Annotated in this window: 17 protein-coding genes; 10 read left to right on the top strand and 7 right to left on the bottom strand. The window is 64.5% G+C overall.

Annotated elements, in window-relative coordinates:
• Positions 1-23: 23 nt before the first annotated feature.
• Genes NFW05_RS13915 through NFW05_RS13930 form a run of 4 tightly spaced genes read left to right on the top strand, consistent with a single transcriptional unit; the run spans position 24 to position 3,728 of the window.
• On the top strand, positions 24-1,151 hold the full coding sequence (locus tag NFW05_RS13915; RefSeq protein WP_295307990.1) for a homoserine O-acetyltransferase: 1,128 nt from the start codon (positions 24-26) through the stop codon (positions 1,149-1,151).
• Positions 1,148-1,771, top strand: coding sequence for a methionine biosynthesis protein MetW (gene metW, locus NFW05_RS13920; RefSeq protein ID WP_295307994.1), 624 nt, complete (start codon positions 1,148-1,150; stop codon positions 1,769-1,771). Before NFW05_RS13915 ends, metW begins: the two co-directional genes overlap by 4 nt.
• On the top strand, positions 1,771-3,030 hold the full coding sequence (locus tag NFW05_RS13925; RefSeq protein ID WP_295307997.1) for an AmpG family muropeptide MFS transporter: 1,260 nt from the start codon (positions 1,771-1,773) through the stop codon (positions 3,028-3,030). Before metW ends, NFW05_RS13925 begins: the two co-directional genes overlap by 1 nt.
• Positions 3,031-3,068: 38 nt before the next feature.
• Positions 3,069-3,728 (top strand): uracil-DNA glycosylase family protein, encoded by a 660-nt coding sequence (locus tag NFW05_RS13930; RefSeq protein WP_295308105.1) that lies wholly within the window; start codon positions 3,069-3,071, stop codon positions 3,726-3,728.
• 130 nt (positions 3,729-3,858) lie between these two features.
• Here the strand turns inward: NFW05_RS13930 and NFW05_RS13935 are convergent, their stop codons facing one another.
• From NFW05_RS13935 to NFW05_RS13950, 4 genes are all read right to left on the bottom strand, one after another.
• Positions 3,859-4,179 (bottom strand): YqjK-like family protein, encoded by a 321-nt coding sequence (locus NFW05_RS13935; protein WP_295307999.1) that lies wholly within the window; start codon positions 4,177-4,179, stop codon positions 3,859-3,861.
• Positions 4,160-4,564, bottom strand: a complete 405-nt coding sequence (locus NFW05_RS13940; protein ID WP_295308003.1) for a phage holin family protein — start codon at positions 4,562-4,564, stop codon at positions 4,160-4,162. The genes NFW05_RS13935 and NFW05_RS13940 overlap by 20 nt, the downstream gene beginning before the upstream one ends.
• Before the next feature lie 16 nt (positions 4,565-4,580).
• Positions 4,581-4,901, bottom strand: a complete 321-nt coding sequence (locus NFW05_RS13945) for a DUF883 family protein (protein WP_295308006.1) — start codon at positions 4,899-4,901, stop codon at positions 4,581-4,583.
• A gap of 111 nt (positions 4,902-5,012) precedes the next feature.
• Complete coding sequence (locus NFW05_RS13950) at positions 5,013-5,852, bottom strand: exodeoxyribonuclease III (protein ID WP_295308009.1); 840 nt, start codon at positions 5,850-5,852, stop codon at positions 5,013-5,015.
• Positions 5,853-5,882: 30 nt separating this feature from the next.
• Between NFW05_RS13950 and pyrE the strand changes: the two genes are divergently transcribed.
• Both pyrE and NFW05_RS13960 read left to right on the top strand, forming a co-directional pair.
• The gene (gene pyrE, locus NFW05_RS13955; RefSeq protein ID WP_295308012.1) at positions 5,883-6,542 is read left to right on the top strand and encodes an orotate phosphoribosyltransferase; all 660 of its coding nucleotides are present in this window, start codon (positions 5,883-5,885) and stop codon (positions 6,540-6,542) included.
• Positions 6,526-7,152: a hypothetical protein gene (locus NFW05_RS13960; protein ID WP_295308015.1), complete on the top strand. Its 627-nt coding sequence runs from the start codon at positions 6,526-6,528 to the stop codon at positions 7,150-7,152. Before pyrE ends, NFW05_RS13960 begins: the two co-directional genes overlap by 17 nt.
• Positions 7,153-7,228: 76 nt before the next feature.
• On the opposite strand, the gene gatB is transcribed toward NFW05_RS13960, so the two are convergent.
• The 3 genes from gatB to gatC are packed head-to-tail and all read right to left on the bottom strand — an operon-like array spanning position 7,229 to position 10,457.
• Positions 7,229-8,680: an Asp-tRNA(Asn)/Glu-tRNA(Gln) amidotransferase subunit GatB gene (gene gatB / locus NFW05_RS13965; protein WP_295308017.1), complete on the bottom strand. Its 1,452-nt coding sequence runs from the start codon at positions 8,678-8,680 to the stop codon at positions 7,229-7,231.
• 5 nt (positions 8,681-8,685) lie between these two features.
• Entirely contained in the window at positions 8,686-10,164 is a 1,479-nt protein-coding gene (gene gatA / locus NFW05_RS13970; protein ID WP_295308021.1) for an Asp-tRNA(Asn)/Glu-tRNA(Gln) amidotransferase subunit GatA, read from the bottom strand.
• Positions 10,161-10,457 (bottom strand): Asp-tRNA(Asn)/Glu-tRNA(Gln) amidotransferase subunit GatC, encoded by a 297-nt coding sequence (gatC, locus tag NFW05_RS13975; protein WP_295308024.1) that lies wholly within the window; start codon positions 10,455-10,457, stop codon positions 10,161-10,163. The genes gatA and gatC overlap by 4 nt, the downstream gene beginning before the upstream one ends.
• Positions 10,458-10,558: 101 nt before the next feature.
• On the opposite strand from gatC, the gene NFW05_RS13980 reads away from it, so the two are divergent.
• The 4 genes from NFW05_RS13980 to mrdA all read left to right on the top strand — a co-directional run bounded on the left by NFW05_RS13980 (position 10,559) and on the right by mrdA (position 15,252).
• Positions 10,559-11,602 carry a rod shape-determining protein gene (locus tag NFW05_RS13980; protein ID WP_295308027.1) on the top strand — a complete coding sequence of 348 codons (1,044 nt, stop codon included), beginning with the start codon at positions 10,559-10,561 and terminating at the stop codon, positions 11,600-11,602.
• A gap of 91 nt (positions 11,603-11,693) precedes the next feature.
• Positions 11,694-12,572, top strand: coding sequence for a rod shape-determining protein MreC (gene mreC / locus NFW05_RS13985; RefSeq protein WP_295308030.1), 879 nt, complete (start codon positions 11,694-11,696; stop codon positions 12,570-12,572).
• A gap of 168 nt (positions 12,573-12,740) precedes the next feature.
• Positions 12,741-13,262: a rod shape-determining protein MreD gene (gene mreD, locus NFW05_RS13990; protein WP_295308033.1), complete on the top strand. Its 522-nt coding sequence runs from the start codon at positions 12,741-12,743 to the stop codon at positions 13,260-13,262.
• A gap of 94 nt (positions 13,263-13,356) precedes the next feature.
• Positions 13,357-15,252 carry a penicillin-binding protein 2 gene (gene mrdA, locus NFW05_RS13995; protein ID WP_295308036.1) on the top strand — a complete coding sequence of 632 codons (1,896 nt, stop codon included), beginning with the start codon at positions 13,357-13,359 and terminating at the stop codon, positions 15,250-15,252.
• The last annotated feature ends 1 nt before the right edge of the window (position 15,253 follow it).

A 15,253-nucleotide genomic window follows, 5' to 3' on the forward strand; every position in this document is an offset into this window, starting at 1 on the left:
TGGGTAGTCCGACAACGATCGTCATGTCATCAGAGAATTCTGTCGGAGTCGTCGCCCCGCAACGGGCGCGCTTCTACGACCCGCTCCTCCTGCGTAGCGGAGCCGAAATGCCGGGTTTCGAGCTGGTCTTCGAAACCTATGGTCAGCTCAATCGCGCGCGCTCGAATGCCGTTCTGGTCTGCCACGCGCTATCCGGCAGCCATCACGTCGCCGGGCGCTATGCCGACGACGTGGACAACGTCGGCTGGTGGGACAACCTCGTCGGACCGGGCAAACCGCTCGACATCAAAAAGTTCTTCGTCGTCGGGGTCAACAACCTCGGCGGCTGTTACGGCTCCACGGGTCCACTGTCGATCAACCCGGCGACGGGCAAGCGCTATGGAGCCGATTTCCCGCTGGTCACCGTCGAGGACTGGGTGGCTGCACAGGGGCGGCTGGCCGATCACCTCGGTGTCGAGACCTGGGCGGCGGTGATCGGTGGGAGCCTCGGCGGCATGCAGGCGCTCGAATGGTCGCTTCAGTTTCCCGAGCGCGTGCGCCACGCGATGGTCATTGCCTCGGCGCCGAAACTGTCGGCGCAGAACATCGCCTTCAATGAGGTGGCTCGGCAGGCGATTCTCTCGGACCCAGATTTCCACGCTGGCTACTACGCGGATCATGGCGTCGTCCCGACCCGGGGACTGCGGCTCGCGCGCATGGTCGGGCACATCACCTACCTTTCGGACGCGCAGATGGCCGAGAAGTTCGGCCGGCAACTCCGTCACGGCGAGCACAAGTTCAGCTACGACGTCGACTTCGAGATCGAATCGTATCTGCGCTATCAGGGCAACAAATTCGCGTCGTTTTTCGACGCGAACACCTATCTGATGACCACCAAGGCGCTCGATTATTTCGATCCGGCCTATGAGTTCGACGGCAACCTGGCTGCGGCACTGGCCCGCGCCAGGGCAAGCTTCTTCGTGGCGAGTTTCTCGACCGACTGGCGCTTTTCCCCTGCACGCTCGCGGGAGATCGTCTTCGCGCTGCTGCATAACCGTCTGCGCGTCGTCTACGCGGAAATCGAGTCCACTGCCGGGCACGATTCTTTCCTGCTCGACGACGATCACTACCACGCTTTGCTGCGCGCCTACCTGGAGAACATCGCCGTATGACCGAGAACGAGCGAAAGATCAGGGCCGAGCAGCGCGAACGTTTCGATTTCGCCGTGATCGCCGGGTGGATCCCGCCGGGTGAGCGCGTGCTCGACCTCGGCTGCGGCGACGGCCGGCTGCTGCGCTACCTGAGCGAGACCAGGGATGTCACCGGCTATGGCGTCGAGATCGATCGCGAGAGCGTCCTGCGCTGCATCCGGAACGGCGTAGACGTCATTCAGATGGATATCGAATGCGGGTTGTCCGGCTTCGAAGACCATTCATTCGATCACGTGATCATCTCGCAGGCGCTGCAGACGATGCGTGCCACCGAGCGAATCCTCTGCGAGATGCTGCGCGTCGCCGGCGAGGCTGTGGTCAGCTTTCCGAATTTCGCCTACCTGACCAATCGGGTGGCGATCGCCGACGGACACATGCCGGTTTCGGAGGACCTACCTTACGACTGGTTCGACACACCGAACGTGCGCTTCTTCACGATTGCGGACTTCGAGAACCTTTGTGAGAAACTGGGCATTGAAGTTCGCGAGAGGCTCGCGTTCGATGACCACGGGCGTGAGGTCGACCAAGATCCCAATCTCAACGGCAGCCTGGCCTTCTACCGTCTCGGGCGCAAGGCCTGATGGCCGAATGGCTGGGCCTCCTGCTCACCAGGCGGATGCTGATCTGCGTGGTGACCGGGTTCAGCTCTGGCTTGCCGCTGTACCTTCTGCTCAACCTGTTGCCCGCCTGGCTACGCAGCGATGGGATCGATCTGCGCACCATCGGACTGTTCGCGCTGATCCAGTTTCCATATACCTGGAAGTTCCTCTGGGCGCCGGCGCTCGATCGCTACCACTTGCCGCTAGGCAGACGTCGTGGCTGGATCCTGGCCTCGCAGGCTGGCCTGCTCCTCTCGATCGGTCTGCTCGGCGGTCTTTCGCCAGCTGCCGATCTTGGTGAGGTGATCGCCCTGACTGCGCTGCTCGCTTTCCTGTCAGCGACCCAGGATATCGCGCTGGATGCGTTCCGCCGCGAAATCCTCAGCGATCAGGAACTGGGTCTGGGCAATTCTGTCCACGTCAATGCCTACCGGATTGCCGGTCTCGTTCCCGGATCACTTTCACTGATCCTCGCCGACCTTCTTCCCTGGGCCCAGGTCTTCTGGATCACGGCCGCTTTCATGCTCCCCGGCATGATCATGGCTGCTACCGTCGACGAGCCGGCGGTTGCCGGGGCACCGAAGACGCTCGCTGAGGCGGTGCTCGAGCCGTTTCACGAGTTCATCGGTCGTCAGGGTTGGGCTGGCGCGTTACTCGTGTTGTCGTTCATCTTTCTCTACAAGCTCGGCGATTCGCTGGCTACGGCGCTCGCGACGCCGTTCTATCTGGACCTGGGTTTCACAAAGACGGACATCGGGGTGATCGCCAAACACGCGGGCCTTTGGCCAGCTGTCTTCGGCGGGTTGCTCGGCGGGTTGTGGATGATCCGGCTGGGCATCAACCGTGCGCTGTGGCTGTTCGGGGTCGTCCAGATGGTCACCATCCTCGGCTTCGCTTGGCTGGCGTGGCGTGGAGTCGGCGAAAGCGTCGATGCGGTCGATCGCGCCGCGCTGGCTGTGGTGATCGGCGCCGAATGCCTTGGCGTCGGCCTGGGGACCTCTGCATTCGTCGCGTTCATAGCGCGGGCGACCAACCCCGCCTTCACGGCCACCCAGTTCGCCTTGTTCACCAGCCTCGCGGCGGTTCCGCGGACCTTCATCAACGCCACGGCCGGCATCATCGTCGAATGGCTCGGCTGGACGAGCTTCTTCTTCCTGTGTTTTCTGCTTGCTGCTCCGGGCATGCTGCTGCTGCTCAAGGTTGCCCCGTGGAACGACTCGCGCCAGTTGCCGAACAGTTGATTTCTGCCGCACAGCGCCTGTCCTCCCGGCTGTCGGAGATGAGTTTCGGGCCACCGGTCAGCCACGTCTACGACCCGCTGATCTACGCTTGGGACGCTCACGAACTCTATTTGCGTCGTTACGCCTCAGACACGCGGCGGGTCGTCTTCCTCGGCATGAATCCCGGGCCTTTCGGCATGGTCCAGAGCGGCGTACCGTTCGGCGAGATCGGTGCGGTTCGTGACTGGCTGGGAATCGAGGTCCCGGTGCTCAAGCCGCGACTCGAGAATCCGTGGCGGCCGATCGAGGGCTTTGCCTGCAGGCGCTCGGAAGTCAGCGGGCGGCGCCTCTGGGGTCTGTTCAGCGAACGCTTCGGCAGCGCCGAGGCCTTCTTCGCCGAGCATTTCGTGGCCAATTACTGTCCGCTGGCGTTCTTCGATCGCGCACGCAACCTGACCCCCGACAGGCTGCCGGCGGCTGTGGTCGCTCCGCTGTTCGAGGCCTGCGACGCCCACCTCAGCGAGCTCGTCGGCGCGTTGCAGCCCGAGTGGGTGATCGGTATCGGTGCCTTTGCCGAAAAACGGGCTTCGGAGGCTCTGGTCAGTCTGCCGGTGAAGATTGGGCGGATACTGCATCCGAGTCCGGCAAGTCCGGTGGCCAATCGTGGCTGGGCGTCGGCGGCGACCGGCCGGCTGATCGCGCTCGGCATCTGGCAATGACCGCCCGTGTCGCGCGCCAGGCGGTATCGCGCGGCTGGCGCCGTAGCGGTGGCCGGAGGTTGTGAATGAATCCGCTGCGCGACCGATTTGCGCTGTTGCCCGCTCCTCGCGCGGATTTCTTCAGTACGTCTCAGGCGCCGCGGATCAGCCCAAGGGCGGCGAGTTCGTGACGCACGAGCCGCCAGTTCCGCCAGATCGTCAGACCACGCCGAGCCCATCGCCAGACACGGCCTGGGCGAAGCACGATGAGCACGGCGACGGTTCCGACGACAACTTCGGGATGTCCGCTGAGATAGTCCCTTCCCTGGCGCAGTGCTCCAATTACCCGGTCGGCCGTGGCGAGGCCGTTGCCAAGGGGCTGGAACTGCTCGCCAAGACGTTCACGCTGGCTGCCGATCCTCTCGATCAGGCGACCGCGCTGGACGGCGAGCTCAATCAGTTGCTGCTTCATCGCGCTTCAGACCGCCCAGCTGGTGCAGGTCCTTGTCCAGCTCGGCGATGCTCTGCGCGAACAGCGGACCGCTCTGGCTCAGCGAGCGGCCGAGCGCCCTCCAGGCGAGTGCCCCGGCGCTGACGAAGACCCCGCTCAGTGCACCGAGCAGCACGATCCTGCTGTCCCAGAACACGATGACCAGCAGCGCAACGAGAAGGATCGCGGCGATCAGGAAACAGAAAGCCGTTGTCGTGGCCAGCAGGAGCAGGTCGACGACACGAAGCTTCTCTTCGCGCAGTTCGAGGCCCAGGAGCTCGAGTCGCGCGCGTCCGGCAGCCAGCAGCGCCGCGGCCCCGTTCCTGGTCGTACCCAGGAGACCTGCACTGCCGGCAGAGTCGCTCATCGCCTCGGCGCGCTGCTCAGCGACGTCCGATGACCACGCCGAGCAGCAGACCCATGGCAGCAGCCAGACCGACTGCACGCCACGGGTTCTCGTGGACGTAGTCGTCGGTTGCCCGTGCGGCAGCTTTCGTTCGGTCGACGAGCGCGGCTTCGGCGTCGGCGATCCGCAGTTTGGCGTCGCGCAGTCGCTCGCTGATCCGCTCGCGCAGGTCACCCATCTTGTCGCCGGCAACGCCGGCAGTGGCGCGCAGAATCTCCTCGGCATCGGCGACGACAACCTTCATGTCGGCGACGAGTTTTTGCTTGTTGGCGGTGGAGAGATCGGTAACTTCGGACATGACTGGCCTCGCTGTGGAAGGAAGTGACAGGAAGAACAGCGTTTCGGCAAGGGGGGCAGAACGCCGGCTGTCGAATTGACAGATTATAGAATTCGCGTGACAAGATCAATGTCAATGCCGGCCAGGGTCATCGACGGCTGGCGGGCGCTCCTGTCGTTCGTGCTCGCCGTCGATCGCGTATTCGTAGTCGATGGTCAGGGGTGCATGATCGCTGAAGCGCCGTTCGCGGTAGACGATCGCTCGCCTGGCCCGGGCAGCGATACCGGGCGTGGCGAGCTGATAGTCGAGCCGCCAGCCGATGTTCCTGGCCCACGCCTGGCCCCGATTCGACCACCAGGTGTAGCTCTCGTCCGTCACCTCGGGGTACAGCCGGCGATAGACGTCGCACCACCCGGCCTCGGCGAGAAGGCGGCCGATCCAGGCCCGTTCTTCGGGCAGGAACCCCGAGTTTTTCTGATTGCTCTTCCAGTTGCGGAGGTCGACTTCCTGGTGAGCGATATTCCAGTCCGCGCCGACGATCACCTCGCGTCCGCTGGCCGCGAGTTCGGCGAGATGCGGATATATCCAGTCCATGAAGCGGAATTTGATTCTCTGGCGGTGCTCCGAACTCGATCCCGAAGGCTGGTAGAGCGAGACGACCGAGAGGCTGCCGAAGTCGGCCCGCAGATAGCGACCCTCGGCGTCGAACTCCGCGTGGCCAAGCGAATCGACGATCGCCCGTGGTCTCTGCCGGGACCACAGGCCGACACCACTGTAACCCTTTCGCTCCGCGTGCCGATAAAAGGCGTGCAGTCCGTCGGGCGAGCGCATCTCGGCAGAGAGGTCGGCGGGATCGGCCCTGAGTTCCTGCAGACAGACGACGTCGGCCTGCTGCAGGCGGGCCCAGGACAGAAGACCCTTGCGCCACGCGGCGCGGATTCCGTTGAGGTTCAGCGTAATGATGCGTAACATAGGCAGCGGCTCCAGGATTGGCGGTCGGAAATGACAGTATTGATGGACTTTCGGCGCGAGTTTATCGACTTCGCCGTGGAACGGGACGTCCTGCGCTTTGGCGAATTTCGCACCAAGGCGGGTCGCCTGACGCCTTACTTCTTCAATGCCGGCCTGTTCCACGACGGCGAGGCTCTCGCCCGGCTCGCGGACTTCTACGCCAGCACGATCCTCGCCAGCGGCCTCGCCGTGGATGGTCTGTTCGGCCCCGCCTACAAGGGCATCCCGCTGGTCACCTCGGTGGCCGTGGCGTTGGCGCGACGCGGGCGCAATCTGCCTTTCTCGTTCAATCGCAAGGAAGTCAAGGATCACGGAGAAGGCGGCGTGATCGTCGGTGCTCCGCTCGGCGGCCGGATACTGATCGTAGACGACGTGATCACCGCGGGTACTTCGGTGCGCGAGTCGGTCGACTTCATCGAGGCGGCAGGAGCCGCACCGTGCGGTGTGGTCATTGCCCTCGATCGGAGAGAGCGCGGGAGCGGCGAACTGTCCGCCGTGCAGGAAGTCGAGCGTGACTACGGGATCCCGGTGATCGCCGTGGCCAGTGTCGACGATCTCATCGCCTTCCTGAAGCAGCGGCCTGATTTCACGAACTGGGAGGTCGCGGTGGCCCGTTATCGCGAGGAGTACGGTGTTGCGAGCGGTACTTGAATGCGGCGCGCTGGTCTTTCTGCTGGCCTGCTCGCAGCAGGTCCGCGGAGGGACGTGGATCTTCTGCTGCAACGACGACTCGGGACGGCAGGCCTGCGGGGACATTCTGCCTCCCGCCTGTTACGGGCGTGCCTATCGCATCGTCGGCGACTCCGGTCGCACGCTGAAGACCGTCGAAGCCCCGCTGACCGCCGAACAGCGGGCCCAGAGGGAGGCCGAGGAAAGACGTCGTGCCGAGCAGGATAGGCTGGCCAACGAACAGCGGCGCAAGGATCAGGCGCTGCTCAACACCTACGGCAGTGAGAAGGACATCGAGATCATGCGCACGCGCGCCGAGCGCGACATTGCCGCGGCGATCAAGGCGGCGGACGAGCGGATCGCGGAGATCCGCGGGCGGCGGAAGAAGTTCGAGGACGAGGCGGAGTTCTACCGGAACCGCACGCTGCCTGCAGAGGTCGCGAAGGGCCTGCGCGACGCCGATCACGAGATCACGACGCAGGAACTGATCATCGAGGGCAAGAAGAAGGAGCGCGAAGCGGTGCGCCAGAAGTACGACGAGGAACTGCGCCGCTTCGTCGAACTCTCCAAGCGGCCTCCCGCGCGCCCGTGAGCTTGGCCAAGGGAGCGCATTCCGGCGGCCGCCAAGTCAAACGGGTGAGCCGACGCCGGAGAGGCGGAACCTATCGTCAGCCAAGCTTTCGTCGGAGGAGTTCGCTGACTCGCTGCGGGTTGGCCTTGCCGCGTGTCGCCTTCATCGTCTGGCCGACCAGGGCGTTGAAGGCTTTTTCCTTGCCCGAGCGAAACTCGGCGACCAGTGACGCGCTGCCGGAGAGCACATCGTCGATCAGCTTTTCGAGTTCGGTGCTGTCGCTGATCTGCTGCAGGCCGCGAGCGGCGATGACCTCGTCGGCCGAGGCGCCCTGGCCGGTCCACAAGGCGTCGAATACTTCTCTCGCCAGGCTCGTCGACAGCGTTCCGTCGGCGATCCGGGCGATCAGGCTTCCGAGCTGTTGCGCCGAGACCGGCGATTCTCCAATCTCCCGGCCCTCGCGGTTGAGCCGTGCGGCGAGGTCGACCATCACCCAGTTGGCGCAGGTCTTGGCGTGGGCCGCCCCGGCGACGGTAACGGCCGTCTCGAAATACTTGGCGATGTCCAGCGAGGCGGTGAGGACCTTCGCGTCGTAAGCGGGGAGTCCGTAATCGGCGATCAGTCGTTCGCGCTTGGCCGCAGGCAGTTCGGGCAACTGTGCGCGGATCTCTGCGATCCACGACTCCTCGATGACCAGCGGCAACAGGTCGGGGTCCGGGAAGTAGCGGTAGTCGTGGGCGTCTTCCTTCGAGCGCATGCTGCGCGTTTCGCCGGTCTCGGGGTCGAAGAGCACGGTCGCCTGTCCGATCCGCCCACCGTCCTCGAGCGTCGCGATCTGCCACTGGATCTCGTAGTCGATCGCCTGCTGGAGGAAGCGGAACGAGTTGAGATTCTTGATTTCGCGACGCGTGCCGAACTCCTGCCGGCCAGCGGGGCGCACCGAGACATTGGCGTCGCAACGGAACGATCCCTCCTGCATGTTTCCATCGCAGATTCCGATCCAGCGGACGAGGGCGTGCAGCGCCTTCGCGTAGGCCACGGCTTCGATCGCCGAACGCATGTCCGGTTCGCTGACGATCTCGAGCAATGGCGTCCCGGCGCGGTTGAGGTCGATCCCCGAACAGCCCCGGAAGTGCTGGCCTGCGCCCTCGTGCAGCGACTTCCCGGCATCCTCCTCGAGATGGGCGCGGGTCAGACGAATCTCCTTGTCTGATTCGCCAGCCGGAATCAGCAGGCTCCCGCCGACGACCACCGGCAGTTCGTACTGACTGATCTGGTAACCCTTCGGTAGATCGGGGTAGAAATAGTTCTTGCGTGCGAAGACCGACCGCGGAGCGATCTTCCCGCCGACCGCGAGGCCAAAGCGGATCGCGCATTCGACGGCAGCCCGGTTGAGCACGGGCAGCACGCCGGGCAGGGCGATGTCGATCGCGTTTGCCTGGAGGTTCGGCTCGGCCCCAAAGGCGATTGGACTGCCCGAAAAGATCTTCGCCTGGGTGGCCAACTGCGCGTGGGTTTCGATGCCGATCACGGCTTCCCATTGCTGCATCGCTGCTAGTCCTCGGAGTCGAAGCCGCGGGGATGCTGCAGGTGCCATCCAGTGACCATCTGGTAGCGGTGCGCGACATCGAGCAGGCGGGCTTCGGTGAAGTAGTTGCCGATCAGTTGCAGACCGGCAGGGAGGCCGGCGGCAAAGCCGCAGGGGATCGACACGGCCGGCAGGCCCGCGAGATTGACGGCGATCGTGTAGATGTCGGAGAGGTACATCTGGACCGGGTCCGCCGCCTTCTCGCCGAGCCTGAAGGCCGTCGTCGGGCTCGTCGGGCCGGCGATCACGTCGCACTGCCGGAATGCCTCGGCGAAATCGTTGGCGATCAGCCGGCGGATGCGCTGCGCCTGCAGGTAGTAGGCGTCGTAGTAGCCGTGCGACAGGACGTAGGTACCAATCAGGATGCGGCGCTTGACTTCCGCACCAAAGCCCTGGGCACGAGTCTTGCGGTACATGTCGATCAGATCGTGATACTCCGCTGCGCGGTAACCGTAGCGCACGCCGTCGAAGCGGGCAAGATTCGAACTCGCCTCGGCGGGCGCGATGACGTAGTACGCGGGCACCGACAGGCGCATGTTCGGCAGGCTGATGCTCACCGTTTCGGCGCCGAGCCGACGGTAGTCGGCGACCGCCGCGTCGACGAGTTCGATGATCTCCCGATCGCATCCGGCGTCGAAGAATTCCGCCGGCAGACCGATCCTCAGCCCGCTCAGCGGCCTGCTTCCACGGTCGGAGACCAAGTCGCGGAAGAAGTCTTCAGCGGGACGGTCGAGGCTCGTCGAGTCCCGGTCGTCGAACCCGGCCATCGCGCTGAGCATTACCGCGCAGTCCTCGGCTGAGCGGGCGAGAGGGCCGCCCTGGTCGAGCGACGACGCAAATGCGATCATCCCGTAGCGCGACACGACCCCGTAGGTCGGCTTCATCCCGGTCAGGTTGCAGAGCGCCGCCGGCTGGCGGATCGAGCCGCCGGTATCGGTTCCGGTTGCCGCCGGCGCCAGGCGCGCGGCGACCGCAGCGGCCGATCCGCCTGACGATCCGCCGGGGACGCGGGTCAGGTCCCAGGGGTTCCTGACCGGTCCGAAGAAGGACGTCTCGTTCGACGAACCCATCGCGAACTCGTCCATGTTGGTCTTGCCCAGCAGAACGGCTCCAGCCGCCCTGAAGCGGGCGATCACCGATGCGTCGTAGGGACTGACGAAATTGGCGAGCATTCTCGACCCGCAGGTGGTCAGCCAGCCCTCGCTGCAGAAGATGTCCTTGTGCGCGATCGGGATGCCGGTCAGCGGACCCGCGTCGCCGCGGCGCAGGCGCTCATCAGCGGCCCGTGCCTGAGCCAGGCTCGCTTCCTCGTCGATCGTGATGAAGGCGTTCAGCGCGGGATTGTGGCGGGCGATCCGGTCGAGGTAGAGCCGGGTCAGCTCGACGCTCGAAATCCTCCGTTCAGCCAGGGAGCTGGCAATCTCCCGCAAGCTCCTTTCGATCATTCGATCACCTTCGGTACCAGGTAGAGACCGTCCTCGGTCTGCGGGGCGATCAGCTGGAAAGCAGTCCGCCGGGTCAGCTGATCGACTTCGGTGATCTGGTCCGCGCGCAGTCGCTGGGCGACGTCCTGGGCGTGAGCCATCGGCTCGACGCCGCTGGTGTCGACGGCCTGCATCTCGGCGATCAGCGCGAAGATGTCGTTCAGTTGCTCGAGCGTGCGGTCGGCCTCGGCATCGCTGATCTCGATGCGGGCCAGGTGGGCGATGCGGTGGACCTGTTCGCGGGTGAGGGCCATGGGCGAAATCGCTGAGGGGTTAAACGAGGCGGGGACATAAGGTATCATAAAAGTTTTTCCCACCGCAGTCCCCTTTCGGGGCCATCACGGATTTCGCAAGCATGTTCAGTTTCCTGCGCAGTTACTTCTCGAACGACCTGGCGATCGACCTCGGGACGGCCAACACCCTGATCTACGTCCGCTCCAAGGGGATCGTTCTCGACGAACCGTCGGTGGTTGCGATCCGCACCGAAGGCGGCCCGAGCTCGAAAAAGACGATCCAGGCAGTCGGAAAGTCGGCCAAGGAGATGCTCGGCAAGGCGCCCGGAGCGATCACGGTCATTCGTCCGATGAAAGACGGGGTGATCGCCGACTTCACGGTGACCGAGCAGATGCTCAAACAGTTCATCAAGAAGGTTCATGATTCCCGGTTGCTTTCGCCGTCGCCGCGAATCATCATCTGCGTGCCGTCAGGGTCGACTCAGGTCGAGCGCCGCGCGATCCGCGAATCGGCGATCGGTGCCGGTGCGAGCCAGGTCTTTCTGATCGAAGAGCCAATGGCTGCGGCGATCGGTGCGGGCCTCCCGGTTGCCGAACCGACCGGGTCGATGGTCGTCGACATCGGCGGCGGAACGACCGAAGTCGGGGTCATCTCTCTCGGCGGCATGGTCTATGCAGGATCGGTGCGCGTCGGCGGGGACAAGCTCGACGAAGCGATCATGAACTACATCAGCCGGAACTACGGCATGCTGATCGGCGAGAATACCGCCGAGAACATCAAGAAGCGCATCGGCTCGGCGTTTCCAGGTGCCGAGGTACGCGAGATGGAGGTTTCGGGGATCAACAAGGCCGAGGGGATTCCGCGGAAGTTCACGATCTCTTCGAACGAGATCCTCGAAGCGCTCACCGAGCCGCTGAACAGCGTCGTCTCGGCGGTCAAGTCGGCGCTCGAAAAGACACCGCCCGAACTCGGCGCCGACATTGCCGACAAGGGGATGGTCCTCACCGGTGGCGGCGCGCTGCTGCGCGACCTCGACCGCCTGCTGATGGAAGAGACCGGCCTCCCGGTCATCGTCGCCGAGGAGCCATTGACCTGCGTCGCTCGAGGCTGTGGCCTGGCACTCGAGAAGATGGACAACCTCGGAAGCATCTTCGCTTCCGACTGAAACCGGCGGCACGAGCGCCGCGCCGGCAGACACGCGGGCCTGATCGATGGACCATCAGCCGCCTCCGTTTTTCAAGCGCGGTCCCGCGCCGATGGCGCTGCTGTCGTTCTACGTGACGCTCTCGCTGGCGCTGCTGATCGCCGATGCCCGCTTCCAGACGCTCGAGATCCTTCGTCAGGCGCTGTCGCTGTTCGCCCAGCCGGCCCAGGAACTGGCCCACCTGCCGGGGCAACTCATCGACAAGGCGAGTGGCTACTTCGTGACCATCACCAGTCTCCAGGAGGAAAACGCGCAGCTCAAGCGCGCCCGGATCGAGAACGTCGCCACACTGCTGCGCACGCAGCAGCTCGAAGTGGAGAACGAGCGCCTGCGCAGGCTTCTCGCCGTCAGGGAGCGGCAGCAGGCCAGCGGCCAGTTGGCGCAGATACTCTATTCGGCGCGGGATCCCTTCACACGGCGCATCGTCGTCGACAAGGGCTTGCAGAACCGCGTGGTCATCGGGCAGCCGGTGATCGACGACGCGGGAATCGTCGGCCAGGTGACACGCGTCTTTCCGTTCGTCGCGGAGGTGACCCTGATTACCGACAAGGAGCAGGCGGTTCCAGTGCAGATCCTGCGCACCGGATTGCGCTCGGTCGTCTTCGGTCTGGGTAACGGGCAACTCGAACTGCGCTTCCTGCCGGCGAATGTCGACGTGCAGAACGGTGACGTCCTGGTCACCTCGGGGCTCGACGGCGTCTTTGTGCCGGGCTTTCCGGTTGCTCGGGTGGTACACATCGAACGCGACACCTCTTACTCGTTCGCCCGTATCTTCTGCACACCGATGGCCGGGGTCGAGAACTTCAGCGAAGTGATGATTCTCGATCCGCGGCCAGCCTCCGCACTGCCCGAGGAACTGGCCAGGGATCGCGATGCCAAGCCCGCGGCCAAGGCCGGAGTGGCCAAGAAGAAGCGGGCGCGGAAGGAATGAGGAGGCGTGGACCAGCTTTCGCCAGCGGCGGGGCATGCGCCAGCCGGACGGCACGTCCTCGCCGCGCATCGCGGGCAGGCGGCGGCCTGCAGGCCGGTATCCGGCCTCGCGGGCGAACGGTGCGCGCAGGCATTGCTGAGCTGATTCCGTTTATCGAGGAGAACCTGCATGCAGACGAGCTATTCCTCATCGCGCATCCTTCTGCCCGTGCGGCCGTGGTTCATCGCCGTCAGCCTGCTCGTTGCGCTCCTCGTCAACCTCGTGCCGATGGCCAGCCAACTCGCGGTTCCCGACTCGCTCGCGCTGGTGATCATCTTCTGGAGCGTTCGAGAGCCACGCCGGGTGGGCATGGGCCTGGCTTTCATACTCGGCCTGGCGATGGACGTCGCCGACGCAAGCCTGCTCGGACAGCACGCGCTGGCCTATGTCCTTGCCGCGTACGGCGCTTCGTCACTGTCCCGAAGGATTCTCTGGTTTCCGCTGTTCCAGCAGGCCCTGCACGTGTTCCCGCTGCTGATCCTGGTGCAACTGGTGCAGTTGTGCGTGCGCCTGCTCGCCGGTGGCGAGTTTCCCGGTCTCGGCTATTTCGTCGGGCCCTGTCTGGGCGCGGCGCTCTGGCCGGTGCTGACCTTCTTCCTGCTGCTGCCGCAGCATCGCCCAGTAGACCGTGATGCCAACCGTCCGCTCTGAGAACGCCTCCTGCGTTGCCGGGAATTCTGTCCACCGGTTCGGATGCTCGCCGGCTCGCCCGGGGACCGGGCACATCGGTCGTTGAGGGATTGCCGTGTTGGCTGGCCGGACATCGCTGAGCGCTGCGGATCGCGACCTCGATCGCTTCCGTTTTCGCGTCGCCCTGAGCGGCGTGGTGGTCGTCCTGGCCTTCGCCCTGCTGATTGCGCGTTTCGTGCATCTGCAAGTCGTCCAGCATGATTACTATTCGACGCGTGCCGAGGACAACCGAATCTCGCTGGTGCCGATCGTGCCGAACCGGGGCGTGATCGTCGACCGCAACGGCACGGTACTGGCGCGCAACTACTCGGCATTCACTCTCGAGATCACGCCGTCTCTGGTCGACGATCTCGAGGCGACGATCGACGGGCTGAGCCGGGTCATCGAGATTCTGCCGAAGGATCGCAAGCGTTTCCGCCGGCTGCTCGAAGAGAGCAAGACCTTCGAAAGCCTGCCGATCCGTACGCGGCTGAGCGAGGAGGAAGTCGCGCGCTTCGCGGCCAACCGGTATCTCTTTCCGGGGGTCGAGGTCAAAGCCCGGCTGTTTCGCCAGTATCCTCTCGGGCCGATCGCCTCGCACGCGATCGGCTACATCGGGCGGATCAACAAGCGTGACCTCGAGATGATCGAGGAAAACGATGAGGCCGCGAACTACAAGGGCACCGACCACATCGGCAAGACCGGCATCGAGCAGTATTACGAGTTCGATCTGCACGGCGAGACCGGCTATGAGCAGGTCGAGACCGATGCCGGTGGAAGGGCCGTGCGGAGCCTGGCAAGGACGGCTCCCGTTCAGGGCAACGATCTCGCGCTGACCCTCGATTCGCGCCTCCAGGAGATGGCCGAGAAAGCCTTCGGCGACCGTCGGGGCGCGCTGGTGGCCATCGAACCGTCGACCGGCGGGATTCTCGCGCTGGTATCGACGCCGACCTTCGATCCGAACCTGTTCGTCGACGGTATCCGCAGCGACGACTGGGATCTGCTCAACAATTCTCCCGACCGGCCACTGTTGAACCGTGCGTTGAACGGGGCGTATCCGCCGGGCTCGACGTTCAAGCCGTTCATGGCCCTCGCCGGGCTCGAAACCGGCAAGCGCACCCCTGGCCAAGCGATCGCGGATCCCGGTTACTTCAATTTCGGGGGGCACCAGTTCCGCGACGACAAGAAGGGTGGGCACGGGCTCGTCGACATGCACAAGTCGATCGTCCAATCGTGCGACACCTACTACTACATGCTGGCCAACGAGATGGGCATCGAGAGCATCGCCAGGTTCATGGAAAAGCTTGGCTTCGGGCAGCGCACCGGGATCGACATCCAGGGTGAGTCGGAGGGTGTCCTGCCGTCGCCGGAATGGAAGAAGCGCCGCTTCCGCAGGCCCGAACAGCAGAAGTGGTTCGCTGGCGAGACCGTATCGATTGGCATCGGCCAAGGCTACAATTCGTATACTCCGATCCAGTTGGCTCAGGCGACGGCGACCGTCGCGAACAACGGAATCATGTATCGGCCGCACCTCGTCAAGTACATCACCGACAGTCGAACCGGTCAGAAGACGATGATCGAGCCCGAACCGTTGCGCATTCTTCCCTGGAAGCGCCAGAACGTGGACGTGATCAAGAAGGCGATGATCGGCGTCAACCTCGCGGGGACTGCGGCGAAGGCGTTTGCCGGGGCTTCCTATGTGTCCGCCGGCAAGACCGGTACGGCCCAGGTCTTCAGCCTGAAAGGCGCCGAGTACCGGCATTCGAGCGTCCGCAAGGAACTGCGCGACCATGCACTGTTCATCGCCTTCGCGCCCGTCGATCAGCCGCGGATCGCGCTCGCCGTCCTCGTCGAGAACGGAGGCTTCGGAGCGCAGTCGGCGGCGCCGATCGCGCGGATGGTTTTCGACTACTATCTGCTTGGCAAGCTGCCCAAGGGCGCTGCCGAGGAGAGCGACGTGGAGGAAGACTGAG

It is taken from the genome of Accumulibacter sp. (assembly GCF_023806625.1).
In the GTDB taxonomy this organism is placed as follows: domain Bacteria; phylum Pseudomonadota; class Gammaproteobacteria; order Burkholderiales; family Rhodocyclaceae; genus Accumulibacter.

Coding starts and splice junctions, on each gene's coding strand:
- metW (WP_295307994.1), top strand. CDS start 1,148: ATGACCGAGAACGAGCGAAAGATCAGGGCCGAGCAGCGCGAACGTTTC.
- NFW05_RS13925 (WP_295307997.1), top strand. CDS start 1,771: ATGGCCGAATGGCTGGGCCTCCTGCTCACCAGGCGGATGCTGATCTGC.
- NFW05_RS13980 (WP_295308027.1), top strand. CDS start 10,559: ATGTTCAGTTTCCTGCGCAGTTACTTCTCGAACGACCTGGCGATCGAC.
- gatB (WP_295308017.1), bottom strand. CDS start 8,680: ATGCAGCAATGGGAAGCCGTGATCGGCATCGAAACCCACGCGCAGTTG.
- gatC (WP_295308024.1), bottom strand. CDS start 10,457: ATGGCCCTCACCCGCGAACAGGTCCACCGCATCGCCCACCTGGCCCGC.
- mreD (WP_295308033.1), top strand. CDS start 12,741: ATGCAGACGAGCTATTCCTCATCGCGCATCCTTCTGCCCGTGCGGCCG.
- NFW05_RS13915 (WP_295307990.1), top strand. CDS start 24: ATGTCATCAGAGAATTCTGTCGGAGTCGTCGCCCCGCAACGGGCGCGC.
- mreC (WP_295308030.1), top strand. CDS start 11,694: ATGGCGCTGCTGTCGTTCTACGTGACGCTCTCGCTGGCGCTGCTGATC.
- NFW05_RS13945 (WP_295308006.1), bottom strand. CDS start 4,901: ATGTCCGAAGTTACCGATCTCTCCACCGCCAACAAGCAAAAACTCGTC.
- NFW05_RS13940 (WP_295308003.1), bottom strand. CDS start 4,564: ATGAGCGACTCTGCCGGCAGTGCAGGTCTCCTGGGTACGACCAGGAAC.
- NFW05_RS13935 (WP_295307999.1), bottom strand. CDS start 4,179: ATGAAGCAGCAACTGATTGAGCTCGCCGTCCAGCGCGGTCGCCTGATC.
- NFW05_RS13930 (WP_295308105.1), top strand. CDS start 3,069: ATGAGTTTCGGGCCACCGGTCAGCCACGTCTACGACCCGCTGATCTAC.
- pyrE (WP_295308012.1), top strand. CDS start 5,883: ATGACAGTATTGATGGACTTTCGGCGCGAGTTTATCGACTTCGCCGTG.
- NFW05_RS13950 (WP_295308009.1), bottom strand. CDS start 5,852: ATGTTACGCATCATTACGCTGAACCTCAACGGAATCCGCGCCGCGTGG.
- gatA (WP_295308021.1), bottom strand. CDS start 10,164: ATGATCGAAAGGAGCTTGCGGGAGATTGCCAGCTCCCTGGCTGAACGG.